General features: G+C 65.6%; 28 protein-coding genes and 1 pseudogene. 6 read left to right on the plus strand and 23 right to left on the minus strand.

The window, feature by feature from the left end; genetic code table 11:
- Window positions 1-10: 10 nt before the first annotated feature.
- Window positions 11-328, plus strand: a complete 318-nt coding sequence (locus LGN10_RS04905) for a putative signal transducing protein (protein ID WP_011351362.1) — start codon at window positions 11-13, stop codon at window positions 326-328.
- Window positions 329-405: 77 nt separating this feature from the next.
- Here LGN10_RS04905 and LGN10_RS04910 read toward each other — a convergent pair whose 3' ends face one another.
- From LGN10_RS04910 to rpsP, 6 genes are all read right to left on the minus strand, one after another.
- On the minus strand, window positions 406-1,344 hold the full coding sequence (locus LGN10_RS04910; protein WP_059574045.1) for a CobD/CbiB family protein: 939 nt from the start codon (window positions 1,342-1,344) through the stop codon (window positions 406-408).
- 120 nt (window positions 1,345-1,464) lie between these two features.
- On the minus strand, window positions 1,465-2,151 hold the full coding sequence (locus LGN10_RS04915) for a CoA pyrophosphatase (RefSeq protein ID WP_060313186.1): 687 nt from the start codon (window positions 2,149-2,151) through the stop codon (window positions 1,465-1,467).
- 87 nt (window positions 2,152-2,238) lie between these two features.
- A complete protein-coding gene (gene rplS, locus LGN10_RS04920) occupies window positions 2,239-2,631 on the minus strand; it encodes a 50S ribosomal protein L19 (protein WP_059574047.1) in 393 nt (130 codons plus the stop codon).
- A 133-nt stretch (window positions 2,632-2,764) separates the two neighbouring features.
- Window positions 2,765-3,559 carry a tRNA (guanosine(37)-N1)-methyltransferase TrmD gene (trmD, locus tag LGN10_RS04925; RefSeq protein WP_059638231.1) on the minus strand — a complete coding sequence of 265 codons (795 nt, stop codon included), beginning with the start codon at window positions 3,557-3,559 and terminating at the stop codon, window positions 2,765-2,767.
- 1 nt (window position 3,560) lies between these two features.
- Window positions 3,561-4,238: a ribosome maturation factor RimM gene (gene rimM, locus LGN10_RS04930; protein ID WP_060313183.1), complete on the minus strand. Its 678-nt coding sequence runs from the start codon at window positions 4,236-4,238 to the stop codon at window positions 3,561-3,563.
- A gap of 42 nt (window positions 4,239-4,280) precedes the next feature.
- A complete protein-coding gene (gene rpsP / locus LGN10_RS04935) occupies window positions 4,281-4,535 on the minus strand; it encodes a 30S ribosomal protein S16 (RefSeq protein ID WP_006476550.1) in 255 nt (84 codons plus the stop codon).
- Between the two features lie 152 nt (window positions 4,536-4,687).
- Here rpsP and LGN10_RS04940 point away from each other — a divergent pair.
- Window positions 4,688-5,828: pseudogene (locus tag LGN10_RS04940) on the plus strand (PQQ-dependent sugar dehydrogenase).
- A gap of 109 nt (window positions 5,829-5,937) precedes the next feature.
- Entirely contained in the window at window positions 5,938-6,405 is a 468-nt protein-coding gene (locus tag LGN10_RS04945) for an NINE protein (protein ID WP_059574326.1), read from the plus strand.
- Window positions 6,406-6,456: 51 nt separating this feature from the next.
- On the opposite strand, the gene LGN10_RS04950 is transcribed toward LGN10_RS04945, so the two are convergent.
- Both LGN10_RS04950 and LGN10_RS04955 read right to left on the minus strand, forming a co-directional pair.
- Window positions 6,457-7,635: a PA0069 family radical SAM protein gene (locus LGN10_RS04950; RefSeq protein ID WP_059638225.1), complete on the minus strand. Its 1,179-nt coding sequence runs from the start codon at window positions 7,633-7,635 to the stop codon at window positions 6,457-6,459.
- Window positions 7,636-7,725: 90 nt separating this feature from the next.
- A complete protein-coding gene (locus tag LGN10_RS04955; protein WP_012492860.1) occupies window positions 7,726-8,214 on the minus strand; it encodes an Lrp/AsnC ligand binding domain-containing protein in 489 nt (162 codons plus the stop codon).
- A gap of 145 nt (window positions 8,215-8,359) precedes the next feature.
- On the opposite strand from LGN10_RS04955, the gene LGN10_RS04960 reads away from it, so the two are divergent.
- Entirely contained in the window at window positions 8,360-9,646 is a 1,287-nt protein-coding gene (locus LGN10_RS04960; protein ID WP_059574052.1) for a D-amino acid dehydrogenase, read from the plus strand.
- 293 nt (window positions 9,647-9,939) lie between these two features.
- Here the strand turns inward: LGN10_RS04960 and LGN10_RS04965 are convergent, their stop codons facing one another.
- The 5 genes from LGN10_RS04965 to LGN10_RS04985 form a co-directional block, all read right to left on the minus strand.
- On the minus strand, window positions 9,940-10,875 hold the full coding sequence (locus LGN10_RS04965; protein WP_059574053.1) for an electron transfer flavoprotein subunit alpha/FixB family protein: 936 nt from the start codon (window positions 10,873-10,875) through the stop codon (window positions 9,940-9,942).
- A gap of 16 nt (window positions 10,876-10,891) precedes the next feature.
- Window positions 10,892-11,641, minus strand: a complete 750-nt coding sequence (locus LGN10_RS04970) for an electron transfer flavoprotein subunit beta/FixA family protein (RefSeq protein ID WP_021157446.1) — start codon at window positions 11,639-11,641, stop codon at window positions 10,892-10,894.
- 227 nt (window positions 11,642-11,868) lie between these two features.
- A complete protein-coding gene (locus LGN10_RS04975; protein WP_124859515.1) occupies window positions 11,869-12,663 on the minus strand; it encodes a MetQ/NlpA family ABC transporter substrate-binding protein in 795 nt (264 codons plus the stop codon).
- A gap of 29 nt (window positions 12,664-12,692) precedes the next feature.
- Window positions 12,693-13,346, minus strand: a complete 654-nt coding sequence (locus tag LGN10_RS04980) for a methionine ABC transporter permease (RefSeq protein WP_059574055.1) — start codon at window positions 13,344-13,346, stop codon at window positions 12,693-12,695.
- Window positions 13,336-14,370 carry a methionine ABC transporter ATP-binding protein gene (locus tag LGN10_RS04985; protein ID WP_059574056.1) on the minus strand — a complete coding sequence of 345 codons (1,035 nt, stop codon included), beginning with the start codon at window positions 14,368-14,370 and terminating at the stop codon, window positions 13,336-13,338. Before LGN10_RS04985 ends, LGN10_RS04980 begins: the two co-directional genes overlap by 11 nt.
- Before the next feature lie 217 nt (window positions 14,371-14,587).
- Here LGN10_RS04985 and LGN10_RS04990 point away from each other — a divergent pair, with 217 nt between their 5' ends.
- On the plus strand, window positions 14,588-15,496 hold the full coding sequence (locus tag LGN10_RS04990; protein ID WP_226222029.1) for an alpha/beta hydrolase: 909 nt from the start codon (window positions 14,588-14,590) through the stop codon (window positions 15,494-15,496).
- Window positions 15,497-15,527: 31 nt separating this feature from the next.
- Here the strand turns inward: LGN10_RS04990 and LGN10_RS04995 are convergent, their stop codons facing one another.
- Window positions 15,528-16,451 carry a histone deacetylase family protein gene (locus LGN10_RS04995; protein WP_059574058.1) on the minus strand — a complete coding sequence of 308 codons (924 nt, stop codon included), beginning with the start codon at window positions 16,449-16,451 and terminating at the stop codon, window positions 15,528-15,530.
- A 43-nt stretch (window positions 16,452-16,494) separates the two neighbouring features.
- Between LGN10_RS04995 and mltB the strand changes: the two genes are divergently transcribed.
- Window positions 16,495-17,838 (plus strand): lytic murein transglycosylase B, encoded by a 1,344-nt coding sequence (gene mltB / locus LGN10_RS05000; RefSeq protein ID WP_124859521.1) that lies wholly within the window; start codon window positions 16,495-16,497, stop codon window positions 17,836-17,838.
- Window positions 17,839-17,922: 84 nt separating this feature from the next.
- On the opposite strand, the gene cysM is transcribed toward mltB, so the two are convergent.
- The 9 genes from cysM to rpsA form a co-directional block, all read right to left on the minus strand.
- Window positions 17,923-18,825, minus strand: coding sequence for a cysteine synthase CysM (gene cysM / locus LGN10_RS05005; RefSeq protein ID WP_059574060.1), 903 nt, complete (start codon window positions 18,823-18,825; stop codon window positions 17,923-17,925).
- A 213-nt stretch (window positions 18,826-19,038) separates the two neighbouring features.
- A complete protein-coding gene (locus LGN10_RS05010) occupies window positions 19,039-19,386 on the minus strand; it encodes a ComEA family DNA-binding protein (RefSeq protein ID WP_060313163.1) in 348 nt (115 codons plus the stop codon).
- A gap of 74 nt (window positions 19,387-19,460) precedes the next feature.
- Window positions 19,461-20,453, minus strand: a complete 993-nt coding sequence (rfaD, locus tag LGN10_RS05015) for an ADP-glyceromanno-heptose 6-epimerase (RefSeq protein WP_006496538.1) — start codon at window positions 20,451-20,453, stop codon at window positions 19,461-19,463.
- A 63-nt stretch (window positions 20,454-20,516) separates the two neighbouring features.
- Window positions 20,517-21,467: a D-glycero-beta-D-manno-heptose-7-phosphate kinase gene (gene rfaE1, locus LGN10_RS05020; RefSeq protein WP_059574062.1), complete on the minus strand. Its 951-nt coding sequence runs from the start codon at window positions 21,465-21,467 to the stop codon at window positions 20,517-20,519.
- A gap of 7 nt (window positions 21,468-21,474) precedes the next feature.
- Window positions 21,475-22,875 carry a UDP-glucose dehydrogenase family protein gene (locus LGN10_RS05025; RefSeq protein WP_226222031.1) on the minus strand — a complete coding sequence of 467 codons (1,401 nt, stop codon included), beginning with the start codon at window positions 22,873-22,875 and terminating at the stop codon, window positions 21,475-21,477.
- A 90-nt stretch (window positions 22,876-22,965) separates the two neighbouring features.
- Entirely contained in the window at window positions 22,966-24,138 is a 1,173-nt protein-coding gene (lapB, locus tag LGN10_RS05030) for a lipopolysaccharide assembly protein LapB (protein WP_059574064.1), read from the minus strand.
- 54 nt (window positions 24,139-24,192) lie between these two features.
- Window positions 24,193-24,486, minus strand: a complete 294-nt coding sequence (locus tag LGN10_RS05035) for a lipopolysaccharide assembly protein LapA domain-containing protein (RefSeq protein WP_034183038.1) — start codon at window positions 24,484-24,486, stop codon at window positions 24,193-24,195.
- Between the two features lie 210 nt (window positions 24,487-24,696).
- Window positions 24,697-25,020: an integration host factor subunit beta gene (locus LGN10_RS05040; protein WP_006486894.1), complete on the minus strand. Its 324-nt coding sequence runs from the start codon at window positions 25,018-25,020 to the stop codon at window positions 24,697-24,699.
- A gap of 22 nt (window positions 25,021-25,042) precedes the next feature.
- The gene (rpsA, locus tag LGN10_RS05045) at window positions 25,043-26,755 is read right to left on the minus strand and encodes a 30S ribosomal protein S1 (RefSeq protein WP_059574327.1); all 1,713 of its coding nucleotides are present in this window, start codon (window positions 26,753-26,755) and stop codon (window positions 25,043-25,045) included.
- Window positions 26,756-26,771 lie beyond the last annotated feature (16 nt).

A 26,771-nucleotide genomic window follows, 5' to 3' on the forward strand; every position in this document is an offset into this window, starting at 1 on the left:
AGGAGCCGCGATGCGTTTCAAGGCACCCGACCTCGCGACCGCGCAGCATTGGGCCAACGTGCTCCAGGTGGCCGGCATCGGTTGCGAGCTGCACAACTGCTACGCGACCGGCGCACTCGGCGGCCTGCCCGCCGATGCGTGCACGCCCGAGCTGTGGCTCGACGACGAACGCGACGATGCACTCGCCCGCCGGCTCCTCGATGCCGCGTCGCACGGCCCGTCGGCCGGCGCGGCACCGTGGCGCTGCCGGCAGTGCGGAGAAGCGCTTGAAGCGCAATTCACCGCGTGCTGGCAATGCGGCGCCGTGCGCGACCCGCTCGACGACTGAACGCACTGCGCCGACCCACAGCGAAAAGGCCGACATCCAGCCGGCCTTTGTCTTTCATCGGGTACTGCGCTGCGCCGTCACGACACCCAGACGGCGAGCGTCAGCATCAGCAGCAGGATCATCCACAGGATCACCGCGCGCCACACGAGGCCGACTGCCGACTGCAGCGTGCGCGGCGTGCAATCGTCACCAACCGTCAACGGACCGCTGTCGCCGACCGCCAGCGCATCGAGGCTCGACGGTTCCGCGAGCGGCCCGGCGAGACGCGCACCGAGCGCCCCGCTGCCGGCCGCCAGCAGCACGCCGTCGTTCGGGTCGGGCCACTGGCGCGTATGGTTGCGCCACGCATAGATCGCATCCTCGAAATTGCCGACGATCGCGAAGCCGAGCGCCGTCAGTCGGGACGGAATCCAGTCGATCACGAAGAACGCGCGCTGCGCGAACGTCGAGAACGCGGCCGTGCGATCGTCGCCCGGCGTCGACCAGCTGCGCGCGAGGTATTCGGAAATCCGGTACAACACGGCGCCGGCCGGGCCGATCGGCAGCACGTACCAGAAGAACACGCCGAAGACGTGCCGATGCGACGCGACGACCGCATGGATCAGTGTATGGCGGACGATTTCGCCGACCGGCATGTCGACCGTGTCGATACCCGTCCACTCATGCAGGATTTCGCGCGCGCGCGGCACGTCGTCGTTGTTGAGCGCGAGATGGATATCGGTGAAGTAGTGGCTGAACTGACGGAAGCCGAGCGTGAAATACACGACGACGACGTTCCATATGAACGCGAGCACGAAGCTCACCTTGTACAACAGGAAATAGACCAGCGCGACGATCAGCACCCACGGCAGCACGACCGCGAGCCATGCGAGGAGCCCGTGCTTCTGCTTGCCGGCGTCGAGGCCATGCGCGACGGTTTCCGCATGAAACTGGAACAGCGCGAACACCGGATTGCTCGGCGACAACGCGCGGACCTGTTCGATGATGAGGGCGAGGAGAACCGAAAAGAAAGTCATGCGTGGCGCCGTCTTCGGAGTTATGTCATTTTTTGCATAACGATAGCACAGCGTCAGCCGCGCATGGCTGCCGGCGCGGTCGCCGGGCAGCCGCTCGCGCGCGCCGGCCGGCGCGCCCGCCTAGCCGGCGGCCAAGAAGCGATACAGATTGCGAAACATGGCGGCAGTTGCGCCCCAGATGAAGTATTGCCCGCCCGCTTCGCCGTTCGGGTAAGGCATGGCAAAAAAACGACGCTCGCCGCCTTCCCACCGAAACACGCGGACCTGATGGTTCGCGGGATTCATCAAGAACGCGAGCGGCACTTCGAAAATCTCGGCGACTTCGAACGTGTCGGCCTGCACGGTGAACGGCGGATGCACGAGGCTGACGACCGGTGTCACGCAGAAGCCCGTGCCGGTCAGGTAGTCGGGCAGCACGCCGAGAATCTCGACGCGTTCGGCGGCCAGCCCGATCTCCTCTTTCGCCTCGCGCAACGCGGTGGCGGTCGCGTCTCGATCGAACGGCTCGCGACGGCCGCCCGGAAAGCTGATCTGTCCGGCATGGTCGTTCAGGTGATCGGCGCGCTGCGTCAGCAGTACGGTGAGGCCCGTCTCGCGTGCGACGAGCGGCATGAGAACGGCCGCGCTGCGCGGATCGACACCTTCCTGCAGCCTCGCCTCGCCGGGCTCGACGCTCCATTCGAGCGTGCGTGAGAAACGTTCGCGCAGGCCGGACGGCGTCATCAGCCGGGAATCGATGACAGGCAGGCCGGCGCCGGTGCCTTCGACCGGCAATACTTCGGGATCGATGATGGGGCGGCGATTCAATGGGGCTCTCGGGTTCGTGTCGTATCGAGCATATTGTCGCGCCAGAATGAAAAAAGCACCCGGTTGGGTGCTTTTTCCTTACAGCTCTTACTCTTGGGAAGCTGCTGCGGCGCGATCCTTCGACACCAGCTTTTCCTTGATACGAGCCGACTTGCCCGAACGCTCGCGCAGGTAGTACAGCTTCGCACGACGCACATCACCGCGACGCTTCACGACGATGCTTGCCAGCAGCGGCGAGTACGTCTGGAACGTACGCTCGACGCCTTCACCCGACGAGATCTTGCGAACGATGAAGTTCGAGTTCAGGCCACGGTTGCGCTTCGCGATGACGACGCCTTCGTAAGCCTGAACGCGCTTGCGGTTACCTTCAACCACGTTCACGTTCACGATCACCGTGTCGCCCGGGGCGAAATCGGGGATCGTCTTGCCGGCGAGCGCGCGCTCGATCTCTTCCTGCTCAAGTTTTGCGATCAGATTCATTACTGACTCCTTATGCCATCGTGTCGGCGTTCGTACCCGCCTGCTTCCAGGCTCGGCCCCGATAGAGGATGGATTCACATCAGGCGCCGCACACGCATGTACGGCACCGCCAATTCCCGCCCGCGCAGCCGCCTCAGGAGGCGTCCTTCGCTTCGCGTGCGAGGTTCGCAAGCCACGCCTCGTCGGCCCGGCTCAACAACTTCTCGCGGCGCGCCCGGGCGATCAGGTCCGGGCGCTTCCGCAACGTATTCCTCAATGCTTCCTGACGCCGCCACTTCTCGATCTCGGCATGATGCCCGCCGAGCAGCACGTCCGGCACGCGCACGCCCTCGTATTCCTCGGGCCGCGTGTAGTGCGGACAATCGAGCAGACCGTCGGCGAAGCTGTCCTGCACGGCCGACAGCGAATCGTTCAGCACGCCGGGCAGCAGCCGCACGACTGCATCCATCAGCGCCATCGCCGGCAGTTCGCCGCCCGACAGCACGAAATCGCCGAGGCTGATTTCCTCGTCGACGCAACGATCCAGCAAGCGCTGGTCGATCGCTTCGTAGCGGCCGCACAGCACGACGACGCCGGGTTCCTGCGCCATCCGCACCGCACGATCATGCGTGAGCGGCGCGCCTTGCGGCGACATCATCACGACGCGCGTGCTCGCGATGCCCTGCTCCGCCTGCGCCGCTTTCGCGGCGTCGATCGCGGCTTCGAGCGGCCTGGCCAGCATCACCATGCCCGGACCGCCGCCGTACGGACGATCGTCGACCGTGCGGTAGTTGTCCGTCGTGAAATCACGCGGGTTCCAGGTGCGCAACCCGAAGCGCCCCTGCTTCACGGCCCGGCTGGTGATTCCCCAGTCGGTCAGCGCGCGGAACATCTCGGGAAAGAGCGTGACGACGTCGAACTGCACCGCGCGCTCGGTAACCTGGTTCATTTCAGTAATCGGCTTCCCAGTCGACGACGATGCGACGCGCCGCCTGATCCACCGTTTTGACGTAGACGCCGACGAACGGAATCAACCGCTCGTCGGTGGTCGGCTGACCGTCTTTGCCGGTCGCCGGATACTCGACACGCATGATCGAATGCACGCCGTTGTCGATCATCCCGCTCACCTTCCCGAGCGCCACCGATTGCTCGTTGACGACGTCGAGACCGATCAGGTCGACCCAATAGAATTCGTCCGCGGCCAGTGCCGGGAAATCTTCCCGGCGCACGAACACGCGAAAGCCGCGCATGGACAGCGCGGCATCGCGGTCGCTGACGCCCGCGGGTTGCGCAACGACAGTGTCGCTGTGCGTCTTCGACTGCATGATGCGGGCGGAAAGCCGCTCCGCACCGCGTTCCAGCCACCAGCGACGCGCGTTGAGCAGCGCGTCGCCACCGCGACCGGCATCGGCATGCGTCGCCACCTTGATCCAGCCTTTCAGGCCGTAGGCGTCGACCACCGCCCCGACCTCGACGGCATCGTCAGGCCAGGCTTGCGTCGCTTCGGGACTGCCTTGTTCGGCAGCCTGACCGGCGTTCGCGACCGTGTCGCGCTCGACCGGCTTGCGGACGAATGCGCCAAATGACGCACGCCCGCGCCTTGCATTACCGGAATCGTGACCCGCCATCAATGCACCTCACAGCCGGCACGACCGGCACACCGTGCCATGTCAGGCAGCCGGTTGCGCCTTTTGCGCTTCCTTCACGAGACGCTGGACGGTCGGCGACAGTTGCGCGCCAACGCCTTGCCAGTACGTCAGGCGATCCTGAGCGATACGCAGCGATTCGCCCTTCGTGGCGACCGGGTTGTAGAAGCCGACGCGTTCGATGAAGCGGCCGTCACGACGGTTGCGCGAATCGGTAGCAACGATGTTGTAGAACGGGCGCTTCTTCGAGCCGCCACGAGCCAGACGGATGATAACCATATGATGTCCTTCGGGAAAACCGGGTTCGAAACTACTGAAACACGCGATTATAGCCGGAAAGCAGAGGTACAACAAACACTTACGCGTAAAAATCCGCGGACGGCCCGTCCAGCAGGCATACAATCGGCGTGTCCACGACGCTCCCGACCGTCATGCCGCCCTTTCGCGCCGCCCCCGCGCGCCGCGCGCAGCACCGATTCGCGGTGCTGCTTGCCGGCCTTGCCTGCCTCGTCTCCCTGCCGGCGTTTGCCGCGCCGTTGCCGGTCAACGAACTCGTCGTGCCGCCCGGCTTCCACGTGGAAGTGCTGACGGACGCGGTGCCGGCCGCGCGCGAAATGGCGTGGTCGCCACGCGGCATTCTGTATGTCGGCACGCGGGAAGGCCGAGTCCATGCATTCGTGATGCGCGAGGGTCGGATCACCGCGCGCTACGTGATCGCGTCCGGACTCGATATGCCAGTCGGCGTCGCCTATCGCGATGGCGCTCTCTATATATCCGCCGTGTCGCGTATCGTGCGCGTCGACCGTATCGACGACCGGCTCGCCAGACCGCCCGCCCCCGTCGTCGTGACCGACGCGCTGCCGACCGACCACCATCACGGCTGGAAATTCATCGCGTTCGGCCCCGATGGCAAGCTCTACGTACCGACCGGCGCGCCGTGCAATGCCTGCCTCGCCGATCGCAGCCGCTACGCGATCATTGCGCGAATGAACGCCGACGGCAGTGGGCGCGAAGTGTTCGCCCGCGGCATACGCAATACGGTCGGCTTTGCATGGCACCCCGATTCGGGGGAGCTGTGGTTCACCGACAACGGGCGCGACATGATGGGCGACGACGTACCCGACGACGAGCTGAACCGTGCGCCGCGCGCCGGCCTCGACTTCGGCTTTCCATACTGCCACGGCGGCGATACGCCCGACCCCGAATTCGGCAGCGCCGACGTCTGCCGCCGTTATGTAGCACCCGTCCTGAAACTCGGCGCACACGTGGCGGCGCTCGGCATGCGCTTCTACACCGGATCGATGTTTCCGGCGTCGTATCGAAATAATGTCTTCATCGCCGAACACGGCTCGTGGAACCGCAGCACGAAGGTCGGCTACCGCGTGATGCGCGTGGTCGCCCCCCGTGGACGGCAGCCACGCACGTCAGACGCCGTTCATCGCCGGCTGGCTGCGGCCCGACGGCACGGTATGGGGACGCCCGGCCGACGTACTGCCGCTGCCGGACGGTTCGTTGCTCGTCAGCGACGATTACGCGGGCGCGATCTATCGCGTGACTTATGCGGCACCTTGACGCAGCCGAGGGGTGACCGGGCCCGACCGGGCATCGTAGAATGCGTGCCGGGCCGTGCGCCCGCGCCGGCTTGCCGGCCGCCCAAGCCAACGACAATACGCCGCCATCCATGTCCAGCAGCACCGCATCACCCCGCCGCTTCCGCTCCAAGACGCTCACCGCCGCCCTCGCGTTCCTGCTCGGATCGCTCGGTGCGCACCGCTTCTATCTGTACGGCTTTCGCGACGTGTACGGCTGGGCCCACCTGCTCGCGACGATCGTCGGCATCCCGGGCTTCCTGCTGCTCGCGGCAACCCAGCGCAGCGCCGGCCTCGGCTGGTGGCTCGCGGTGCCCGGCGCAATCTCGCTGCTGGCGGCGTTCCTCGCCGCCCTCGTCTACGGGCTGCGCCCCGACGAAAAATGGGATGCGCAATTCAATGCGGACACCGGCAAGCACAGCCAGTCGGGCTGGACCGTGATCTTCGTCGTGATTTTCTCGCTGCTGATCGGCGCGTTCCTGCTGATGACCGCACTCGCGCTGTCGTTCCAGACGTACTTCGAATCGCAGGTCCAAGCGGCCAAGCAGATTTCGCAGTAAGCCCGGCCAGCACGATCGATACGGGACACCGGCGACTACGTTGCTCGTCGGTCAGAACAGGCTCAACTGCATGTCGTCGCGCGACTTCGCGCCGGCTGCTCGAACCGCAACAGGCGGCGCCGACACCCCAGCGACCGGCGCGCCGCGGAATCGCGACAGATCCAGAATGCCGTTCGTGCGCTCGTTCAGCCCGAGCCGCTTGACGGCCTGACGGAAGCGTTGCCGCAACAGGTCGGCCCAGATCCCCTCGCCCTTCATCCGTTTCGAGAAGTCCGAATCGTAATCCTTGCCGCCGCGCATGTCGCGCACGCGGTTCATCACGCGCTCCGCACGATCGGGAAAATGCGCGGCAAGCCACTGCTTGAACAGCGGCGCGACCTCCCACGGCAATCTCAGGATGATGTAGCTCGCATGCGTCGCACCGGCTTCCGCGCAGGCTTCGAGCACGCGCTCCATGTCTGGCTCGGTGACGAACGGAATCACCGGTGCAATGCTCACGCCGACCGGCACACCCGCATCGCGTAGCGCCCGGATCGTGCGCAACCGCCGCGCCGGGGTGGCCGCGCGCGGCTCGAGCGTGCGCGCGAGCTCGGCATCGAGCGTCGTGATCGTGACCGCCGCCATCACCTGCCCGCGTTCGGCCATCGGCGCGAGCAGGTCGAGATCGCGCTCGATCAGCGACGATTTCGTGATCGCCGCGAACGGCAGCCCGCGATCGTGCATCACCTGGATCACGCTGCGCGTGATGCGCAGGTCGCGCTCGACCGGCTGGTACGCATCGGTGTTGACGCCGAGCGCGATCGGCTCGGGCACGTAGCGCTTGCGCGAAATCTCGCGCTCGAGCAGTTCGGCCGCGTTCACCTTCGCGTAGATGCGGCTTTCGAAATCGAGCCCCGGCGACAGCCCGAGATAGCTGTGCGTCGGCCGCGCGAAGCAGTAGATGCAACCGTGCTCGCAGCCGCGATACGGATTGAGCGACACGCTGAACGGAATGTCGGGCGACTGGTTGTGCGTGAGGATGCTCTTCGCCCGCTCCTCGAAGACCTGCGTGCGCAGCGGCGCGGGGAAATCGGCATCGTCGGACTCGTGCGTCCAGCCGTCGTCGACCGCTTCGCGCTGCGCGATTTCATACCGCCCCTGCAGGTTGTCGACCGCACCGCGCCCCTTGCGGGGCACGGGCGGCGCTACCGGAAATTCGTTGTCGGACCGATCGTCCATGTGCCCACCCATTCGCCTGTGCCCAATACTGTACATTTATACAGTATTGGGCACAGCATGCCAAGAGCGGGATAAAGGGCCCGACGGCCGGCCGGCGGCACGTCACTCGCCGACGGCGATCGTCAGCGTTTCCTTGATTTCCTCCATTACGACATAGCTCTTCGACTGCACGGCGCCCGGCAACTGCAGCAGGATGTCGCCGAGCAGCTTGCGGTAGTCGGCCATCTCGCCGATTCGCGCCTTGATCAGGTAGTCGAAATCGCCGGAGACGAGATGACATTCGAGCACCTCGTCGATCTTCATCACTTCCCGGCGGAATTGCTCGAACATGTTGCCGCCCTTGTGGCCGAGCGTGATCTCGACGAACACCAGCAGCGCGGCGCCCAATTGCCCCGGGTCGACCCGCGCGTGATAGCCGGTGATCACGCCGTCGCGCTCCATGCGCCGCACGCGCTCGATGCACGGCGTGACGGTCAGTCCGACCTGTTCCGCGAGGTCTTTCATCGCCATCCGGCCGTCGTCCTGGAGCAGTTTCAGGATGCGCCGGTCGAGCTTGTCGAGCGAGCGTACGGGCTGACGTTGCGTTCTCATTTGTTTATGCTGAAAACCAGAAAAATACAATAACAAAAACTGCAGATTCGACAATACCATAGCGCAAAAAACTAGATCAGCTAGAGGTAACACGGAGCCGCGGGTGCGCCCGGCCTCGACCTGATTCCTTCCATCTGGAGCAGCTATGCGAGTCGTCATTCTGGGCAGCGGTGTGGTGGGCGTGGCAAGCGCGTATTACCTCGCGCGCGCCGGCCACGAAGTCACGGTGATCGACCGGGAAGCCGGCCCGGCGCTGGAGACGAGCTTCGCGAATGCAGGCCAGATCTCGCCCGGCTATGCGGCGCCGTGGGCCGCGCCCGGCGTGCCGCTGAAGGCCGTCAAGTGGATGTTCGAAAAGCACGCGCCGCTCGCGATCCGCCTCGACGGCACGCGCTTCCAGCTCCAGTGGATGGTCCAGATGCTGCGCAACTGCACGGCCGAGCGTTATGCGGTGAACAAGAGCCGCATGGTCCGTCTCGCCGAATACAGCCGCGATTGCCTGCAGGCGCTGCGCGCCGATACCGGCATCCAGTACGAAGGCCGCACGGGCGGCACGCTGCAACTGTTCCGCACGCAGCAGCAACTCGACGGCGCGGCGAAGGACATCGCCGTGCTGCAGGAAGCGAACGTGCCGTTCGAACTGCTGTCGCCGGCCGAGCTGAAAAAAGCCGAGCCGGCGCTCGCCGCCGTCTCGCACAAGCTGACGGGCGGCCTGCGCCTGCCGGGCGACGAAACCGGCGATTGCCAGTTGTTCACGACGCGCCTCGCCGCGCTCGCCGAATCGCTCGGCGTGAAGTTCCGCTACAACACGCCGATCGATGCGCTCGCGATCGCGGGCGGCAAGATCGCCGGCGTGCAATGCGGCAGCGAGACGGTGCGTGCCGACGCGTACGTCGTCGCGCTGGGCTCGTACTCGACGCGCTTCATCTCGAACCTGATGAAGATTCCCGTCTATCCGCTCAAGGGCTATTCGATCACCGCGCCGATCGTCGACGAAGCCGCCGCGCCGGTGTCGACCGTGCTCGACGAAACCTACAAGATCGCGATCACGCGCTTCGACCAGCGCATCCGCGTCGGCGGGATGGCGGAAATCGTGGGCTTCGACAAGACGCTGCGCGCCGCACGCCGCGAAACGCTCGAGATGTGCGTGAACGACCTGTTCCCGGGCGGCGGCGACACGTCGAAGGCCACGTTCTGGACGGGTCTGCGCCCGATGACACCGGACGGCACGCCGATCGTCGGCCGCACGCCGGTGTCGAACCTGTTCCTGAACACCGGCCATGGCACGCTCGGCTGGACGATGTCGTGCGGCTCTGGCCAACTGCTCGCGGACCTGATCTCGGGCAAGATGCCGGCGATCCAGGCCGACGACCTGTCGGTGCATCGTTACCTGAAGGACGCGCCCGGCCAAGCGCGCCCGGCCTACGCGTAAATCGGAACGGCCCGCGGCGAGGCGGGCCCGTTTCCGTGACTGCGAGTGCGAGTGCGAGTGCGAGTACCGACTCGGCGCGACGCTTCAGTCAACGTGCACATGCTCCCGTCGCACGGCGAGCGAACCGACGCTGCCCGTCGGGTGTACGCGACGATATGTTCGGCACGGCACAGCACGATCGCGGATCTTCCAGGCGAACGACGCTCGCGCCGCTTCAGCCGACGACACAGCGAAAAAGGGGCGCTTATCGCGCCCCTTTTCTCGTGTGCTTACCGCTGAAGCGTCACGCCGCGTCAGCCGAGCTCGTTCACGAGCTCCGGCACGAGCGAGAACAGATCGCCGACGAGGCCGTAGTCGGCCACGCTGAAGATCGGCGCTTCGGGATCCTTGTTGATCGCGACGATCACCTTCGAATCCTTCATCCCGGCCAGATGCTGGATCGCACCCGAGATACCGACCGCGATGTACAACTGCGGCGCGACGATCTTGCCGGTCTGGCCGACCTGGTAGTCGTTCGGCACGTAGCCGGCGTCGACTGCCGCGCGCGATGCGCCGAGCGCTGCCGACAGCTTGTCGGCCAGCGGCTCCAGCACCTTCGTGTAGTTCTCGCCGCTGCCCAGACCGCGGCCGCCCGACACGATGATGCTCGCCGACGTCAGCTCCGGACGGTCCAGCTTCGTCACTTCACGGCTCACGAACTGCGACTTGCCTGCGTCGGCCGCTGCGTCGATCTTCTCGACCGCTGCGCTGCCGCCTTCCGCCGCCACCGGATCGAAACCCGTCGCACGCACCGTGATGACCTTGATCGGATCGCTCGACTGCACGGTCGCGATCGCGTTGCCCGCGTAGATCGGGCGCTCGAACGTGTCGGCCGAATCGACCGCCGTGATGTCCGAGATCTGCGCGACGTCCAGCTTCGCGGCGATGCGCGGCGCGACGTTCTTGCCGTAGGCCGTCGCCGGCGCGAGGATGTGCGAGTAGTCCTTCGCGATGTTCAGCGCGGTCGCCTCGACGTTTTCCGCCAGGCCTTCGGCCAGTTGCGGCGCGTCGGCCAGCAGCACCTTCGACACGCCCGCGATCTTCGCTGCCGCGTCGGCCGCCGCTTGCGCGTTGTGGCCCGCGACCAGCACGTGGATGTCGCCACCGATCTTCGCTGCCGCCGCCACCGTGTTCAACGTCGCGGCCTTGATCGACGCGTTGTCGTGTTCTGCAATCACCAGAATCGTCATTTCCTTGCGCTCCCTCTTACAGCACCTTGGCTTCGGTCTTCAGCTTCTCGACCAGCGTCTTCACGTCCGGCACCTTCACGCCGGCCGCGCGCTTCGGCGGCTCGGCCACCTTCAGCGTCTTCAGACGCGGCGCGACGTCCACGCCCAGGTCTTCCGGCTTCACGGTTTCCAGCGGCTTCTTTTTCGCCTTCATGATGTTCGGCAGCGTCACGTAGCGCGGCTCGTTCAGGCGCAGGTCGGTCGTCACGACCGCCGGCAGCGTCAGCGACAGCGTTTCCGCGCCGCCGTCGACTTCGCGCGCAACGGTTGCCTTGCCATCGGCGATCGTCACCTTCGACGCGAACGTCGCCTGCGGCAGACCTGCGAGCGCGGCCAGCATCTGGCCCGTCTGGTTCGAATCGTCGTCGATCGCCTGCTTGCCGAGGATCACAAGTTGCGGCTGTTCCTTGTCGACCAGTGCTTTCAGGATCTTCGCGACGGCCAGCGGCTCGACGCTGTCGTTCGACTCGACGAGGATCGCGCGATCCGCGCCGATCGCCAGCGCCGTGCGCAGCGTTTCCTGCGCTTGAGTCACACCCACCGACACCGCGATCACTTCGGTCGCGACGCCCGCTTCCTTCAGGCGCACGGCTTCTTCCACGGCGATCTCGTCGAACGGGTTCATCGACATCTTCACGTTCGCGATGTCGACACCCGTGTTGTCCGACTTCACGCGGACCTTCACGTTGTAATCGACCACTCTTTTCACTGGCACCAGGATTTTCATGCACACGCTCCAAAGTTACGAATACGACCAGAGGCCATTTTAAGCGAGGCCTCATGACTGCGCGGCCAGGCGGACCCAACCATGATGGTTGTCGAGGATACCGCTTCTTGGCGACGCGCCAATGATAGCGAACGGTCGTTCTATTTTAAAAGAGAAAAAACCCGGACGCAAAGCCCGGGTTTTCGATCATCGACTCTAATCGCGCCGGGCGTCCCGTGCTGCGGCCGTTACCAGGCGGCAATGACCGCGCCGCCGAACTTGCCTTCGATGAACTGTTTCACGTCGGCCGAGTGATAGGCCGCAATCAGCCTGGCGACCCACGGCTTGTTCCGGTCCGCCTCGCGAATCGCGAGGATGTTCGCGTACGGGCCGTTCGGGCCCTCGATCGCGATCGCGTCCTGCTTCGGTTTCAACCCCGCTTCCATCGCGTAGTTGGTATTGATCGCCGCCGCGTCGACGTCGCCGAGCGAGCGCGGAATCTGCGCCGCATCGAGCTCGACGATCTTCAGCTTGCGCGGATTGTCGACGATATCGAGCGGCGTCGCCTTCAACCCCGCATCCGCGCGCAGCTTCAGCAGCCCCTGCTTCTGCAGCAACAGCAGCGCGCGGCCGCCGTTGGTCGGATCGTTCGGCACCGCGACGCGCGCGCCCGGCTTCAGCTCGGCCAGCGACTTCACGCGCTTCGAGTAGATGCCCATCGGAAACGTGACGGTATCCGCGACCTTGATCAGCTTGTAGCCGCGATCCTTCACCTGCGCCTGCAGATACGGATCGTGCTGGTAGCTGTTCGCGTCGAGGTCGCCCGACGCGAGCGCGGCGTTCGGCTGCACGTAGTCGGAAAATTCGACGATGCGGATCTCGAGCCCCTCCTTCGCCGCGACCTTCTTCACCACTTCCATGATCTGCGCGTGCGGACCGCCCGTCACGCCGACCTTGATGGTTTCGGCCCGGGCTTGCGCGCCCGCGAACAGTGCGGCCGCGCCCAGCGCCGCCGCGAATTTCAGCATGAAGCGTCGTTGCATCGTCTCTCCCCTATCGAATCGGTCTGGTCTTATTTGTGGCTCAGCCGGCGCACCAGCCAGTCGCCGAGCGATTGCACGATCTGCACGAACACGATCAGGATCGCGACGACCGTCCACATCACTTCCGGCAGATAGCGCTGGTAACCGTAACGGATCCCGAGATCGCCGAGCCCGCCGCCGCCGATCGCGCCCGCCATCGCCGAATAGCCGACCAGCGACACGAACGTGATCGTCAGGCCCGCGACGACGCCCGGCAGCGATTCGGGCAACAGCACCTTGAATACGATCTGCGACGTGGTCGCGCCCATCGATTGCGCGGCCTCGATCAGCCCGCGATCGACTTCACGCAGCGCGGTTTCGACGAGACGCGCGATGAACGGCGCGGCCGCGAGCGTCAGCGGCACGACCGCCGCCGCCGTGCCGATCGACGAACCGGTAACGAGCCGCGTGAACGGAATCACCGCGACCAGCAGGATGATGAACGGCGTCGAGCGGACCGCATTCACGATGCCGCCGAGCACGCGATTGACCGCGAGATTCTGCAGCACGCCCTGGCGATCGGTCAGGTAGAGCAGCACGCCGAGCGGCAGGCCGACGAGCGCGCCGACCGCCCCGGAGATGCCGACCATGATCAGCGTCTCCCAGAACGACTGCACGAACATATCGAACATCTCACTCAACATACGAAAGCTCCTCTACCACCACACCTTGCTCGCGCAGGAACGCGAGCGCCTGCCCGACCTTGCCCGGCTCGCCGCCCGCGAGCACCGCGAGCGAACCGAATGCCTGCCCCTGGATCTCGTCGATCTGGCCATGCAGGATATTGAAATCGAGTTCGTACCGGCGGATCGTCTCCGACAGGATCGGCTGGTCGACGCCCGAGCCCGTGAACGCGAGCCGCAGCAGATGCCCGCTGCCCGTCTTCAGCCGCTCGGCCACGCGTGCCTTCAGCGCGGGCGGCAACTCCTGCGCGATCACGTCGCCGATCAGCGCGCGCGTCACTTCGTGATGCGGCTGCAGGAACACGTCGATCACGCGGCCTTCCTCGACCACGCGCCCCGCATCGAGCACCGCCACGCGATCGCAGACCTGCTTGATCACTTCCATCTGGTGCGTGATCAGCACGATGGTCAGGCCGAGCTCGCGGTTGATGCGCTTCAGCAGGTCGAGGATCGAACGCGTGGTTTCGGGGTCGAGCGCCGACGTCGCCTCGTCCGACAGCAGCACCTTCGGCTGGCTCGCCAGCGCGCGGGCGATGCCGACGCGCTGCTTCTGCCCGCCGCTGATCTGCGCCGGATAGCGATCCTTCTGCGCGGACAGCCCGACCAGGTCGAGCAGCGGCAGCACCGCGGCTTCGATGTCGGCACGGCTCGCGCCGGCCAGCTCGAGCGGTAGCGCGACGTTGTCGAACACCGTGCGCGACGACAGCAGGTTGAAGTGCTGGAAGATCATGCCGATTTCGCGGCGCGCTTCGCGCAGCGCGCCGGCCGACAGCAGCGTGAGATCGCGCCCGCCGACGACGACATTGCCTTCGGTCGGCCGCGTGAGCAGGTTGATGGTGCGCACGAGCGTGCTCTTGCCTGCGCCGCTTCGGCCGATGATGCCGAACACCTCGCCCTGCGGGATCGTCAGGTTGACGTTGTGCAACGCTTCGACCCAGCCGCCCGGGCCGGGGAAACGCTGCGAAAGATTGCGCAATTCGATCATGTAAACAAAACGGCGGCCGGCCGGCGAGTTGGCCCGCCAGTCGGCCGCCGATGCATCTGGAATAACCGGCGATTTTACCGCAAACCCCTCATTCCCCTTAATAATCGATTTCGATCTTTTCATAACCAAATGAAATTAGAGGGGCGCCGCTGGGCGCTCGCGAGAATCCCGCGACTATGATCCTGAACACGGACCAACGAACAGGGGGACACGCCAGATGAGCACGACCACCACGCCGGCCGCCGCACCCGCCACCGCCGGATCGGCGCCCGCGCCGCGGATGGGCCGGCTGCGTACCGCCGACGGGCTCGAACTGGCGTCGTACCGCTGGCCGGCCGGCGACGGCGCCGCGCCGCCGCGCGCGACGATCGCGCTGGTGCACGGTCTCGCCGAACACGCGGGCCGCCATGCCGCGCTCGCCGGCCGGCTGAACGCGGCCGGCATCGACGTGCTGGCGATCGATCTGCGCGGGCATGGCCACTCGCCCGGCAAGCGAGCCTGGGTCGAACGTTTCGACGACTACCTGAACGATGCGGACGCGCTGGTCGCCGAAGCCACGCGCGGCGACGCGCCGCTGTTCCTGATGGGACACAGCATGGGCGGCGCGATCGCGGCGCTCTACGCGATCGAACGTGCACCGGTACGCGGCCACGCACTGACGGGCCTCGTGCTGTCGAGTCCGGCGCTGGCGCCCGGGCGCGACGTGCCGCGCTGGATGCTCGCCGTCAGCCGCGTCATCAGCCGCGTGTGGCCCACTTTCCCCGCGATCAGGATCGATGCGGCGCTGCTGTCGCGCGATCCGGCCATCGTCGCGGCCAATCGCGCCGACCCGCTCGTGCATCACGGCGCCGTGCCCGCACGCACCGGTGCGGAGATTCTCGACGCGATGGCGCGCATCGAAAACGGCCGCGACACGCTGCGCGTGCCGGTGCTCGTCTATCACGGCACCGAGGACAAGCTGACCGAACCCGACGGCAGCCGCGCGTTCGGCGCACGCGTCCGCTCGCCCGACCGTACGCTGACGCTGTACGAAGGCGGCTTCCACGAAACGATGAACGATCTCGAACGCGATCGCGTGATCGACGCGTTGATCGCGTGGATTCACGCGCGCGTGCCGGCACGCTGAGCGCGCCTCGGCCCGACCGGTCGAGCGAGGATCAGATCCCGGCCAGCACGCGCAGGTGCGCGACGACGCTGCGCCCCAGCGCGGACAGGTTGTAGCCGCCTTCGAGGCAGCTGACGATGCGGCCCTGCGCATGCCGGCGCGCCACCTCGACGATCTGCGCGGTCAGCCATTCGAAGTCGGCCTCGACGAGACCGAGATTGCCGATGTCGTCCTCGCGATGCGCGTCGAAGCCGGCCGACACGAACAGCATTTGCGGCTTGAACGCGTCGAGGCGCGGCAGCCAGAACATGTCGACGGCTTCGCGGATCGCCATCCCGTTGCTGCGCGCGGGCATCGGCAGGTTGACCATGTTCGGCGCCTGATGATCGACGCCCGAGAACGGATACAGCGGATGCTGGAAGAAGCTGCACATCAGCACGCGCTCGTCGTTCGCGAACGCCGCCTCGGTGCCGTTGCCGTGGTGCACGTCGAAATCGATGATCGCGACCCGTTCGATGCCGTGTACGTCCAGTGCGTGCCGCGCGGCGATCGCGACGTTGTTGAAGAAGCAGAAGCCCATCGCTCGGGCAGGCTCCGCATGATGGCCGGGCGGGCGGACGCCGCAGAACGCATTCGCATAGCGGCCCTCGATCACCGCGTCGGTCGCCGCGATCGCGGCGCCGGCCGCGCGCAGCGCCGCGCGCCATGTGTCGGGATTCATCAGCGTATCGGGATCGATCTCGACGTAACCGTCGACCGGCGTCATGCTGCGGATGTAGTCGATGTGCGCCTGCGTATGCACGCGGCCCAGCGCGACCTCGCTCGCGAACGGCGCGGTTTCGTGCACGATCAGGTCGTCGATGCGGCTCGCAATCAGTTGATCCTGGATCGCCGACAGGCGGGCCGGGCATTCCGGATGCCACTCCCCCATCTCGTGCAGCATGCAGTCGGGGTGCGTATAGAAAGCGGTTGCCATAAGCTGTCATCCGTGGCGCAGGGTGCGCCGCAGGTCTCCCTCAATGATGTCCATCGTCTGCCGCGAATTCGCCGCTAACTTACCACAACGGGGGCCCGCTTCGGCCCGGCGCGCCGGATGCGTCGGGTATACTGCGCCGAACACCATCGCCCTGTCCGCCCGCTTCGACATGAATTCCAGCAAGCCTGCCGCCCTTCTCCCCGCGCTGTTCCGCGTTCGCGCTCCGCTCGTCGCCGCTGCCATCGCCACGGCCCTCGGCACCGCGCCTGCCGTCGCGCAGACGCAGCCGGCGAAGCCCGTCGGCACGCTCGTCGCGCAGGCCCAGCCGCAGCAGCCGACGCCGCAAGGCCAGACTTTCGAAGAGGAAATCGTTCCGCAGCGGTACGCGAACAACGCGAAGGTCGACGCGTTCATCGACGAGATGGTGAGCCGCAACGGCTTCGATTCGGCGAGCCTGCATGCGCTGTTCTCGCGCATCAGCTACTCGGCGACGGCCGTCAAGCTCGTGCGGCCCGCGCCCACGCCTTCGGTCAAGAACTGGCGCGTCTATCGCTCGCGCTTCATCGAACCGATCCGCATCAACGCCGGCGTGAAGTTCTGGAAAGCGAACCAGGCGACGCTGCAGCGCGCGTCCGAGCAGTTCGGCGTGCCGCCCGAGGTGATCGTCGGCATCATCGGCGTCGAGACCATCTATGGCCGCTACATGGGCAATTTCCGCGTGCTCGACGCGCTGACCACACTGACGTTCGACTACCCGGACACGCCGAATCGCGACAGCCGCCAGGCCACGTTCCGCAAGAACCTCGAAGACTTCCTGGTCTGGACCCGCGACAACCAGCTCGACCCGACCACCGTGCTCGGCTCGTACACCGGCGCGATCGGGATTCCGCAGTTCCTGCCGAGCAGCATCCGCGAATACGCGGTCGACTTCGACGGTACGGGCCACGTCGATCTGCGCAGCAGTCCTGTCGATGCGATCGGCAGCGTCGCGAACTACCTGAAGCAGCACGGCTGGGAAACCGACCGCCCGGTGGTCTGGCAGATCACGCCCGACACGGGCAGCCTGGGCATCGCGCAGGCCGCCGCGGACGGCCAGCCCGAACCGCACTGGGCACTGTCGCAACTGCTGCGCGCGGGCATGACGCTGAACGAGCCGACGGTCAACATCACGGCCGAAGCCAGCACGCCGGTGACCGTGGTCGACCTGCCGACGCCGGGGCGCGCGACCGAATACATGCTCGGCCTGAAGAACTTCTACGTGCTGACGCGCTACAACCGCAGCTTCTTCTACGCGCTCGCCGTGTACCAGCTCGGCGAGGCCGTGAAGGCGCAGATGGAAGCCAATGGCGCGCTGCAACCGGCCGCCGACGACGCGCAGCCGCAGTAAGCGCTGGTCGCCCAAAGAAAAAGCGCCGCGGTTCACGGAACGCGGCGCTTTTTTATCGACGCGCGAATCGCGCCCCGCTCTCGCTCAGGCGGGAAACACGCCCGTGGACAGGTAACGGTCGCCGCGATCGCAGACGATGAACACGATCGTCGCGTTCTCGACCTGCCGTGCGATGCGCATCGCGACTTCGCATGCGCCGCCCGACGAAATGCCCGCGAAGATGCCTTCGACCGCCGCAAGGCGGCGCGTCATCGTTTCCGACGCCGCCTGGCTCACGCTTTCGACGCGATCGACACGGCTGCGATCGAAGATGGTCGGCATGTACGCTTCCGGCCACTTGCGGATGCCGGGAATACGCGAGCCGTCTTCCGGCTGCGCGCCGATAATTTCGATCGCCGGATTCTGTTCCTTCAGGTAGCGCGACGTGCCCATGATCGTGCCCGTCGTGCCCATCGCGGACACGAAGTGCGTGATGCGCCCTTCGGTATCGCGCCAGATCTCCGGCCCCGTTCCTTCGTAGTGCGCGACGGGATTGTCGGGATTGCCGAACTGGTCGAGGATCACGCCCTTGCCTTCGCGCTGCATCTGCTCCGCGAGATCGCGCGCCAGCTCCATCCCGCCCTTCACCGGCGTCAGGATGATTTCGGCGCCATAAGCGGCCATGCTCTGGCGGCGCTCGACCGACAGATCCTCCGGCATGATCAGCACCATCTTGTAGCCGCGGATCGCCGCGGCCATCGCGAGCGCGATGCCCGTGTTGCCGCTCGTGGCCTCGATGAGCGTATCGCCCGGCTTGATGCGCCCGCGCGCCTCGGCCTTGCTGATCATCGACAGCGCCGGGCGATCCTTCACGGAACCGGCCGGATTGTTGCCCTCGAGCTTCGCGAGCAGCACGTTGTTGCGCGCGCGAATCTCGTCGTCCGGCAGGCGGACCAGTTGCACGAGCGGCGTATTGCCGATCGTGTCTTCGATAGTTTTGTAAGCCATGGATATACCGTGAGTGCGAGGCCGATCAATCGATCGATTGTAAACCAGCACCGGCACGCGCGCCGGCAACCCCATTACGACGATGGAATACGCGCGCCGCGCGGTTCGCGATCGTCGCGCAGCCCGCCGCACGCAAAAAACCCGCGGCATGCCGCGGGAAGCCGTCGCAACGACGGCGGCTGAAGGAGCCCTGTGTCGGGTATGTGCGACCCGTTATTTCTGCGCCGTGCGGGCCGGTGCGGCGGCGGGCTTTGCCGCCGCCGGCTTGCCCGCGGCCGGCGGCGTCGTACCCGTACCGGCCGCCGCACCGATCGTCAGCCCTTCCTGCTGAAGCCGCTCGACGGTATGCCCGCCCATGCCCTTCACGCGCGTGGCGAGATCGTCCGCATTCCTGAACGGACCGTGTGCGCCGCGCTCGTCGAGAATCGCCTTCGCCCGCGCCGGGCCAATGCCCTTGATGCCGACGAGCGCATCCTCGTTCGCGGTGTTGACGTCGACGGCCGCCCAGGCCGACGCCACCGCGCCGAGCATGACCGCCGCGGCAAACCATTTCCTGATCATGTGCTGGATCTCCGAAGAAAAACGGCCGGCGGCTGCCGACCGTGAGACCCAGTCTATCGATGTGACGCGCCGGTTTAAACCTGGCCGGATAGCCAACGGACGTAGCGATCGACGCCTTCCTGCACGGTCAGGAACGGTGCGTCGTAGCCGGCCGCGCGCAGTTTCGTCTGGTCGGCCTGCGTGAAGCACTGATACTTGCCGCGCAGCGCATCGGGGAACGGCACGTATTCGATCAAGCCCTGCTCGACCTGCTGCGCGAGCGTCAGCGGCGGCTGGTTGTCGAGCGCGCGCAGCGTGTTCACGACCGTCGACGCGATATCGTTGAACGGCTGCGCGCGGCCCGTGCCGAGATTGAAGATGCCCGACTTCTCCGGATGATCGAAGAAGAACAGGTTCACCTTGGTCACGTCCTCGACCGACACGAAATCGCGCGTCTGCTCGCCCGGCGCATAGCCGTTGTACTCGCCGAACAGCTTTACCTTGCCTTCCGCGCGGAACTGGTTGAAGTTGTGGAACGCGACCGACGCCATGCGGCCCTTGTGGGTCTCGCGCGGGCCGTACACGTTGAAATAGCGGAAGCCCGCGATCTGGCTCTTCGCGCTCGGCAGCACGCGACGGATCACCTGATCGAACAGGAACTTCGAATAGCCGTACACGTTCAGCGGCGCCTCGACGTCGCGCTCCTCGACGAAACGCGTCGAGCCGCCGTAGATCGCGGCCGACGAGGCATACAGGAACTGCGTGCCCTGCGCGAGGCAGGTATCGAGCACCGCACGGCTGTAGCGGAAGTTGTTGTCCATCATGTAGCGACCGTCGGTTTCCATCGTGTCCGAACAGGCGCCTTCGTGAAATACCGCGCGTACCTTGCCGAAATCGCCGCGCGCGAAGCGTTCGACGAATTCGGTCTTGTCGAGATAGTCGTCGATCTCGCAGTCGACGAGATTGCGGAACTTGTCCGCGCGCGTCAGGTTGTCGACCGCGATGATGCGCGTCTCGCCGCGCTCGTTGAGCGCCTTGACGATGTTCGCGCCGATAAAACCGGCTGCGCCGGTGACGATGAGGGTCATGATCGTCCTGCCTGAAAAGTGCGAGCCATGCGTGCGGCGCGCTCGTCGCGCCGCCGAATGCGCTCAGTGAAACAGTTCGTCGTAATCCACGGTGGCCGTGCCGAGCTTGCCGACCACGATGCCTGCCGCGCGATTCGCGAGCACCACGGCGTCGACGAGCGGCACACCGGCGCCGAGCATCGTCGCGACCGTCGCGATCACGGTGTCGCCCGCGCCCGACACGTCGAACACTTCGCGCGCGAGCGCCGGCGCATGCAGTTCGCCGCCCGCGGAAAAGAGCGTCATGCCCTCTTCCGAACGCGTGAGCAGCAGCGCGTCGATGCCGAGCTCCGCGCGCAGATTCGCGACGCGCGCGCGCAGGTCGTCTTCCGATTTCCACTGCCCGACCACCTCGCGCAGTTCCGCGCGATTCGGCGTGATCAGCGATGCGCCGCGATAGCGCGCCCAGTCGTCGCCCTTCGGGTCGACCAGGACCGCCTTGCCGGCCGCACGCGCCTTCTCGATCATCGTCGTCACGTGCGTGAGGCCGCCTTTGGCGTAATCCGACATCAGCACGACGTCGTGCTGCGGCAGCAGCACGTCGAAGCGTGCGAGCCCCGCGAGCAGCACCTCGTGCGTCGGCATCGCCTCGAAATCGACGCGCAGCAGTTGCTGCTGGCGCGCGAGCACGCGCAGCTTGATCGTGGTCGGGAGTGCGGGATCGCGCTCGAGATGCGGCGTCACGCCGCTGCTGCCGAGCAGCTCGACGATCCGCTCGCCGGGTTCGTCGCAACCGACGACGCACAGCAGGCCGGCCTGACCGCCGAGCGTCACGGCATTGCGTGCAACGTTGGCCGCGCCGCCGAGCCGCTCCTCCTGGCGCTGCACGTGCACGACCGGCACCGGCGCTTCAGGTGAAATGCGATCGACGTTGCCGAACCAGTAACGGTCGAGCATCACGTCGCCGACGACGAGCACACGCGAGCGCGCGAGTTGCTCGCGCGGCACCGGAACGATTTCGCGAAGAGTATTCATCGTACGTTCAGCTACGGGAGGACGACTGGGGATCGACGTACGGCCGGCCGATCGCGTAATAGTCGATGCCCAGCTCGGCCATCGCGTCCGGCTCGTACAGGTTGCGCCCGTCGAAGATCACCGGCGCCTTCAGTTCGGCCTTCAGGCGCGTGAAATCGGGGCTGCGGAATTCCTTCCACTCGGTCACGATCACGAGCGCATCCGCGCCGGTGACCGCGAGATCCTGCGTGTCGACGAGATGCAGCCGCGCCAGTGCGTGCGCATCGTCGCCGAAATCCAGCGCGAACACGCGCCGCGCTTCGTCCACCGCGACCGGATCGTACGCGCGCACGGTTGCTCCGCGCTCGAGCAGCGCGGCGATCAGGCGACGGCTCGGCGCCTCGCGCATGTCGTCGGTGTTCGGCTTGAACGCCAGGCCCCAGACCGCGAACTCGCGGCCCGTCAGGTCGGCGCCGAAGCGCTGCTCGATCTTGCCGATCAGCACGTCCTTCTGAGCATGGTTGGCGGCCTCGACGGCCTCCAGGATGCGCAGCGGCTGGCCGTTCTCACCCGCGGTGCGGATCAGTGCCTGCACGTCCTTCGGGAAGCACGAACCGCCGTAGCCGACGCCCGCGTACAGGAAGTGATAGCCGATGCGCGGATCGGAGCCGATCCCGCGTCGCACGGCCTCGATGTCCGCGCCGACCTTGTCGGCGAGATTCGACATCTCGTTCATGAACGAGATGCGCGTCGCGAGCATCGCGTTCGCCGCATACTTCGCGAACTCGGCCGAACGCACGTCCATGTAGATCGTGCGCTCGTGATTGCGGTTGAACGGCGCGTAGAGCTTCTTCATCTTCTCGCGCGCGGTCGTACCGGTTTCGTCATCGTCGACGCCGATGATGATCCGATCCGGACGCATGAAGTCCTCGACCGCGGCGCCTTCCTTCAGGAATTCCGGGTTCGATACGACCGAGAAGCGATGCGCGACGCTGCCCGCGAGCCCGCGTGCGGCAAGCGCCTCGTCGACCACGCCGCGCACGCGCTGCGCGGTGCCGACCGGCACCGTCGACTTGTCGACGATCACCTTGAAGCCCGTCATGTGGCGGCCGATGTTGCGCGCGGCCTCGAGCACGTATTGCAGGTCGGCCGAGCCGTCCTCGTCGGGCGGCGTGCCGACCGCGATGAACTGGATCTCGCCATGCGCGACGCTCGCCTCGATGTCGGTCGAGAAGCGCAGGCGCCCCGCCGTGCGGTTGCGCGCGATGATGTCCAGCAGCCCCGGTTCGTGAATCGGCATCCCGCCGTTGTTCAGGATGTCGATCTTGCGCGGATCGACGTCGAGACAGAAGACGTCGTGACCGATCTCCGCGAGGCAGGCGCCCGTGACGAGACCGACATAGCCGGTGCCGATGATGGTGATTTTCATAGATGTTCCGGTACTTCCCGGTAATTGACTAACTTGGCCGCCGGGACGAGCCCGGCGGCAACCGCTGCGCGTTGGCTCCGCGCGCCGGGATCAGCCCGGCATCGCAGGTTCGACGCGGCGCGGCGCATAGGTTTCCCAGCCGCTGCAGCCGGGGCACTGCCAGTAGAAGAGCCGTGCCCGGAAACCGCAATTCTGGCACGTATACCGTGGCAGATTTTTCGTGCGCTGCTTGATCAGCGCACGCATCATTTCAAGTTCCTTACGACGCGGTTCGTCGGCCGCCGCGATCTGCGCATCGAGCAGGTGCAGCATCCCCGACAGGTTCGGCGACTTTTCCATCTGCGTGCGCGCGAGCGTGTGCGCGGCATCCTGGCCGCGCAACCCGGCGATATGCTGATAGGCGATGTCGAGCAGGTCGTTCGACGGATAACGATCGACGTACCCCATCAGCAGCTCCGCGCCTTCGACGTTCTTGCCGAGTGCGACGTACGCCTTCATCAGTTTGTCGGCGACGAGCGGCAGATACGCCGGATTCTGCGCTTCGACGCGCTTCCAGTACTCGATCGCGGCCGCGTGGTCGCCCGCCGCTTCCGCCGCGTCGCCGGACAGAACCGTCGCACGGACGTTCTGCGGATTCACGGTCAGCGCAAGGCGCAGTTGCTCGGCCGCCGCTGCGGCATTCTTGCGCTGCAGCGCGTCCTGCGCGAGTTCGCAGTGAAACTGCGCAATTTCGATGCCGAGCGGCTTGTCGCTCATCGATTCGATGCGTTTGGCCGTGTCGATCGACTTGTTCCAGTCCTTCTCGATCTCGTAGATCGTCAGCAACGCCCGCTGTGCGCCGAGCGCGTAGTCGCCGTCCGCGAGCTTGTGGAACGCCTCTTCGGCGCGATCCAGCAGGCCGGCCTTCAGGAAGTCCTGGCCCAGTTCGTACAGCGCGTGGTCGCGCTCGTTGACCGGCAGATCGGTGCGGCTCAGCAGGTTCTGGTGCACGCGGATCGCGCGGTCGGTCTCGCCGCGACGGCGAAACAGGTTGCCGAGCGCGAAGTGCAGCTCGACCGTCTCGGGATCGAGCTTGGCCACCTCGATGAACGCATCGATCGCCTTGTCCGGTTGTTCGTTCAACAGAAAATTCAGGCCGCGAAAATACGAGCGCGGCAGGTTGGCACTCTCCGACAGGAGATTCTTGAGGTCATAGCGTGACGCCGCCCAACCGAGCGCGAATGCGACCGGAATCGCGAGCAACCACCAGAAATCCAGATCCATGCGAAATATCGAAGCAGAGACGAAAACCGCGCGAGGAATCGCGCGGCGTCCGTGTTAAATGACGGGCGGCATCGGCGGCTGGTCGATGACGGCGGGCGTTTCGCGCGCCGCACGCAGATCGCGCTTCAAACGCCCGTTCTCGAGGCGGAGGCGGAAGATCGAAGGCAGCGCGGACAGCAGGCCGGCCAGCAGCCCCACGACGAAGAATGCCAGGCCGATCAGGATCAGCGGCGCTTGCCATGCGTAGCCGGCAACGAAATTCAGCGTCGCGGTTTGTGTATTGGCCAGCGCGAGCACCAGCAGCAGGACGAACACCAATACCCGGATCAGCCAGACGATAAACTTCATGAAGCCCTCTCTTTGTTGAGGTTTGCCGCGGCGCGCGACTCCCCTTCGTCGCACCGAATCGACCCGTATTGTAAAGGAAGCGTTTCCGCGGCTGCGCACATCCTGTGCGCCCGCGTTGCACACCCGTGGCCCGAAATGAAAAAAGCGCCCGCAAGGGGCGCTTTTCTTTTCAGCCTTCGCCGGACAGGTTCCGGGCACACCGAACGACGCTCAACGCTCGTCGTCCGGATCGTCAGCCTTCAGCGGTTCACCGGCGCGGCCGTCGACGCGTTCACGCAACTCCTTGCCAGGCTTGAAGTGCGGCACGAACTTCTCGGGCACCTGCACTTTCTCCCCCGACTTCGGGTTGCGTCCGACGCGCGCCGGGCGACGGTTGAGGCCAAAGCTGCCGAAACCCCGAATTTCAATGCGATGCCCTTTCGCCAGGGCGTCGGACATCGCATCGAGCATCGTTTTCACCGCGAAATCCGCATCCTTGAGGACAAGTTGCGGAAATCGCGATGCCAGCTGCGCGACCAACTCGGATTTGGTCATACTTCAGCAGACCTCGTAAGGCTTACTGGTTCTGGCCGTCGAGCTTCGCCTTCAGCAGCGCGCCGAGGTTGGTCGTACCGGTCGCGGCAGCGCTCGTGTCCGACTGCAGGCCGCGGATCGCTTCCTGTTGCTCGGCCGAATCCTTCGCCTTGATCGACAGGTTGATGCCGCGCGACTTGCGATCGATGTTGATCACCATCGCGTTGACCTTGTCGCCTTCCTTCAGCACGTTGCGTGCGTCTTCGACGCGATCCTGCGAGATTTCCGACGCACGCAGGTAGCCTTCGACGTCGCCCGTCAGCGTGACGACCGCACCCTTCGCATCGACCGTCTTCACGACGCCGTCGACGATCGAGCCCTTGTCGTTCATGGCAACGTAGTTGCTGAACGGGTCGCCTTCGAGCTGCTTGATGCCGAGCGAAATGCGCTCCTTCTCGACGTCGATACCGAGCACGATTGCTTCGACTTCGTCGCCCTTCTTGTACTTGCGAACGGCTTCTTCGCCGGCTTCGCTCCACGACAGGTCCGACAGGTGGACCAGGCCGTCGATGCCGCCCGGCAGACCGATGAACACGCCGAAGTCGGTGATCGACTTGATCGCGCCCGTGATCTTGTCGCCCTTCTTGAAGTTGCGGCTGAAGTCATCCCACGGATTCGGCTTGCACTGCTTCATGCCGAGGCTGATACGACGGCGGTCTTCGTCGATCTCGAGGACCATGACTTCGACTTCGTCGCCCAGCTGGACAACCTTCGACGGCGCAACGTTCTTGTTGGTCCAGTCCATTTCCGACACGTGGACGAGGCCTTCGATGCCCGATTCCACTTCGACGAATGCGCCGTAGTCGGTGATGTTCGTGACCTTGCCGAACAGGCGCGTGCCCGACGGGTAGCGGCGCGAGATGCCTTCCCACGGATCGTCGCCCAGTTGCTTGATGCCCAGCGAGACGCGGTTCTTCTCCTGGTCGAACTTGAGGATCTTCGCGGTGACTTCCTGGCCAACCGACAGGACTTCGCTCGGGTGACGCACGCGACGCCATGCGATGTCGGTGATGTGCAGCAGGCCGTCGATGCCGCCGAGGTCGACGAACGCGCCGTAGTCGGTGATGTTCTTGACCACGCCGTTGACGATCGCGCCTTCCTTCAGCGTCTCGAGCAGCTTCGCGCGCTCTTCGCCTTGCGTGGCTTCGATCACTGCACGACGCGACAGCACGACGTTGTTACGCTTGCGATCGAGCTTGATCACGCGGAACTCGAGCGTCTTGCCTTCGTACGGGGTCGTGTCCTTGACCGGACGCGTGTCGACCAGCGAACCCGGCAGGAACGCGCGGATGCCGTTGACCATCACGGTCATGCCGCCCTTCACCTTGCCGGTGATGGTGCCGGTGACGAGCTCGTTGTTGTCGAGCGCCTTTTCCAGCGACAGCCACGATGCAAGGCGCTTCGCCTTGTCGCGCGACAGGATCGTGTCGCCGTAGCCGTTTTCGAGTGCGTCGATCGCGACGGACACGAAATCGCCCGACTGCACCTCAACCTCGCCCTGATCGTTCAGGAATTCCTCGATCGGAATGTAAGCCTCGGACTTCAGGCCTGCATTGACGACCACGAAGTTGTGGTCGACGCGCACGACTTCGGCGGAGATCACTTCGCCGGCGCGCATGTCTTGGCGGGTCAGCGACTCTTCGAACAGAGCCGCAAAGGATTCGGTATTCGGGTTGGAGGTTTGCAGGTCGGACATAAAAATCTGATTGTGC

It is taken from the genome of Burkholderia sp. AU32262 (assembly GCF_020419985.1).
In the GTDB taxonomy this organism is placed as follows: domain Bacteria; phylum Pseudomonadota; class Gammaproteobacteria; order Burkholderiales; family Burkholderiaceae; genus Burkholderia; species Burkholderia semiarida.

Excerpts from the sequence above, each read along its gene's own strand:
- LGN10_RS04905 (WP_011351362.1), top strand. The coding sequence starts at position 11 with ATGCGTTTCAAGGCACCCGACCTCGCGACCGCGCAGCATTGGGCCAAC.
- LGN10_RS04910 (WP_059574045.1), bottom strand. The coding sequence starts at position 1,344 with ATGACTTTCTTTTCGGTTCTCCTCGCCCTCATCATCGAACAGGTCCGC.
- rplS (WP_059574047.1), bottom strand. The coding sequence starts at position 2,631 with ATGAATCTGATCGCAAAACTTGAGCAGGAAGAGATCGAGCGCGCGCTC.
- trmD (WP_059638231.1), bottom strand. The coding sequence starts at position 3,559 with ATGAACCAGGTTACCGAGCGCGCGGTGCAGTTCGACGTCGTCACGCTC.
- rimM (WP_060313183.1), bottom strand. The coding sequence starts at position 4,238 with ATGGCGGGTCACGATTCCGGTAATGCAAGGCGCGGGCGTGCGTCATTT.
- rpsP (WP_006476550.1), bottom strand. The coding sequence starts at position 4,535 with ATGGTTATCATCCGTCTGGCTCGTGGCGGCTCGAAGAAGCGCCCGTTC.
- LGN10_RS04945 (WP_059574326.1), top strand. The coding sequence starts at position 5,938 with ATGTCCAGCAGCACCGCATCACCCCGCCGCTTCCGCTCCAAGACGCTC.
- LGN10_RS04950 (WP_059638225.1), bottom strand. The coding sequence starts at position 7,635 with ATGGGTGGGCACATGGACGATCGGTCCGACAACGAATTTCCGGTAGCG.
- LGN10_RS04955 (WP_012492860.1), bottom strand. The coding sequence starts at position 8,214 with ATGAGAACGCAACGTCAGCCCGTACGCTCGCTCGACAAGCTCGACCGG.
- LGN10_RS04960 (WP_059574052.1), top strand. The coding sequence starts at position 8,360 with ATGCGAGTCGTCATTCTGGGCAGCGGTGTGGTGGGCGTGGCAAGCGCG.
- LGN10_RS04965 (WP_059574053.1), bottom strand. The coding sequence starts at position 10,875 with ATGACGATTCTGGTGATTGCAGAACACGACAACGCGTCGATCAAGGCC.
- LGN10_RS04970 (WP_021157446.1), bottom strand. The coding sequence starts at position 11,641 with ATGAAAATCCTGGTGCCAGTGAAAAGAGTGGTCGATTACAACGTGAAG.
- LGN10_RS04975 (WP_124859515.1), bottom strand. The coding sequence starts at position 12,663 with ATGCAACGACGCTTCATGCTGAAATTCGCGGCGGCGCTGGGCGCGGCC.
- LGN10_RS04980 (WP_059574055.1), bottom strand. The coding sequence starts at position 13,346 with ATGTTGAGTGAGATGTTCGATATGTTCGTGCAGTCGTTCTGGGAGACG.
- LGN10_RS04985 (WP_059574056.1), bottom strand. The coding sequence starts at position 14,370 with ATGATCGAATTGCGCAATCTTTCGCAGCGTTTCCCCGGCCCGGGCGGC.
- LGN10_RS04990 (WP_226222029.1), top strand. The coding sequence starts at position 14,588 with ATGAGCACGACCACCACGCCGGCCGCCGCACCCGCCACCGCCGGATCG.
- LGN10_RS04995 (WP_059574058.1), bottom strand. The coding sequence starts at position 16,451 with ATGGCAACCGCTTTCTATACGCACCCCGACTGCATGCTGCACGAGATG.
- mltB (WP_124859521.1), top strand. The coding sequence starts at position 16,495 with ATGATGTCCATCGTCTGCCGCGAATTCGCCGCTAACTTACCACAACGG.
- cysM (WP_059574060.1), bottom strand. The coding sequence starts at position 18,825 with ATGGCTTACAAAACTATCGAAGACACGATCGGCAATACGCCGCTCGTG.
- LGN10_RS05010 (WP_060313163.1), bottom strand. The coding sequence starts at position 19,386 with ATGATCAGGAAATGGTTTGCCGCGGCGGTCATGCTCGGCGCGGTGGCG.
- rfaD (WP_006496538.1), bottom strand. The coding sequence starts at position 20,453 with ATGACCCTCATCGTCACCGGCGCAGCCGGTTTTATCGGCGCGAACATC.
- rfaE1 (WP_059574062.1), bottom strand. The coding sequence starts at position 21,467 with ATGAATACTCTTCGCGAAATCGTTCCGGTGCCGCGCGAGCAACTCGCG.
- LGN10_RS05025 (WP_226222031.1), bottom strand. The coding sequence starts at position 22,875 with ATGAAAATCACCATCATCGGCACCGGCTATGTCGGTCTCGTCACGGGC.
- lapB (WP_059574064.1), bottom strand. The coding sequence starts at position 24,138 with ATGGATCTGGATTTCTGGTGGTTGCTCGCGATTCCGGTCGCATTCGCG.
- LGN10_RS05035 (WP_034183038.1), bottom strand. The coding sequence starts at position 24,486 with ATGAAGTTTATCGTCTGGCTGATCCGGGTATTGGTGTTCGTCCTGCTG.
- LGN10_RS05040 (WP_006486894.1), bottom strand. The coding sequence starts at position 25,020 with ATGACCAAATCCGAGTTGGTCGCGCAGCTGGCATCGCGATTTCCGCAA.
- rpsA (WP_059574327.1), bottom strand. The coding sequence starts at position 26,755 with ATGTCCGACCTGCAAACCTCCAACCCGAATACCGAATCCTTTGCGGCT.